This is a genomic window from Pollutimonas nitritireducens, from assembly GCF_002849615.1.
Taxonomy (GTDB): Bacteria; Pseudomonadota; Gammaproteobacteria; order Burkholderiales; family Burkholderiaceae_B; genus Pollutimonas; species Pollutimonas nitritireducens.
In genome coordinates this window covers 1-1,651 of the sequence record NZ_PDNV01000032.1, presented here as the reverse complement: position 1 = coordinate 1,651, position 1,651 = coordinate 1, and the positions used below count along the sequence as shown (strand labels likewise).

The 1,651-nt window shown below is 59.5% G+C and carries 1 protein-coding gene; it reads left to right on the top strand.

Annotated elements, in window-relative coordinates:
- Positions 1-68: 68 nt before the first annotated feature.
- A protein-coding gene (locus CR155_RS20565) for an IS3 family transposase (RefSeq protein ID WP_233214441.1) occupies positions 69-1,621 on the top strand; the annotation gives its coding sequence in 2 pieces (ribosomal slippage) (positions 69-522 and positions 522-1,621; 1,554 coding nt in all).
- Positions 1,622-1,651 lie beyond the last annotated feature (30 nt).

Here is a 1,651-nt window from a genome sequence, read left to right as displayed (position 1 = left end):
CCCCCTCTGTCACAATAGATGTCCGGTCACTTGAACCTAATAGATGAGGGGGCGGTTGGAGTGTTTTCATGTCCGCCTATAGCCCTGAGCTCAAAGAGCAAATCGTCAGGAAAATGATGCCACCTAACAACCAGACGGTAGCCCAGCTCGCTCGCGAAACCGGGATCTCGACGCCCACGCTGTATGCTTGGAAGAAGCAGTTTCAATCCAAAGGATTCGTTGTGCCCGCTAAACCGTCCAACCCTGATCGCTGGGATGCCCGCGCTAAGCTGGCGGCGGTGATCCAGACGGCCCCGATGAACGAGGCCGAGCGCTCGACGTATTGCCGCGAACATGGCCTGTACCCGGAACAACTCGACGCGTGGAAAGAAGCGTTTGAGGCGGTGGACTCGCAGGGCACGTCGGCCGACAAGGCGCAACTTGCCGCGGAGCGTAAAAAGAGCCGCAAGCTGGAAAAGGAACTGCGACGCAAAGAGCAAGCACTGGCCGAGGCGGCAGCGCTTCTGATACTGTCAAAAAAAGCCCAGGCCATCTGGGGCAGCGGCGCGGACGACTGATTCCCGAGCCGATGAAACAGATGGCCATCCTCCTGATTGACCAGGCCGTGCAAGCCCGCGCCCGCCGCAACAAGGCGTGCGAGGTACTGGGTATTACATGCCGCACGCTGCGCCGCTGGCGTGGTGCCGACAGCCTAGTGGATGGTCGCAAGGGTGCTGCCCGCAAACCAAGCACCCATGCGCTCAGCCCAGTCGAAAAGGAGCATATCCTGGCGACCTGCAACAGTGCCGAGCATCAGAGCTTGCCACCGTCTCAGATCGTGCCCCGGCTGGCAGACCGAGGCGTCTATATCGCCTCGGAATCGAGCTTCTACCGAGTACTCAAAGCGCATGGGCAGACAAACCGGCGTGGCCGTGCTCAGGCCCATCCCATCGTGGACAAGCCTCGAGCGTGGGCGGCAACGGCGGCGGGCCAGGTCTGGTCCTGGGATATTACGTTCTTGCCTGCCGCCGTGCGTGGCCAGTTCCACCGCTTGTACTTGGTGATGGATGTCTTCAGCCGCATGATCGTTGGCTGGGAGGTTCATCATGAGGAGTCGTCTCACCATGCGGCAGCCTTGATTAGCAAGGCCTGTTTGCGTCACGGCGTCAGACGCGACCAGTTGGTGCTGCACTCGGATAATGGTGGCCCGATGAAGGGTGCCACGATGCTGGCGACCCTGCAAAACCTAGGTGTGGTGCCGTCGTTTAGCCGCCCATCGGTGAGTGATGACAATCCCTTCTCGGAGTCACTCTTCAAGACGTTGAAATATACGCCGGCCTATCCCAGGAAGCGCTTCGCGGACATTGACCAGGCTCGCTCTTGGGTGCAGCGGTTCGTCACTTGGTACAACACCGAGCATCGTCACAGCGGCATCCAGTTCGTCACGCCCGCCCAGCGCCACGCGGGTCTGGACCGTCACATCCTGACTGAACGTACAGCGGTGTATGAGAGGGCCAAAGAAGCCAATCCTGACCGCTGGCGCGGTCGTACCGTGCGCAACTGGAAGCGCATAGACAAGGTCTGGCTCAACCCGGATAAGGTCAATGAAGAGCTACCGGAAACCATGAAGCTTGTTGCATGAAAAAGCGGACATCATTGTTGACAAACACCG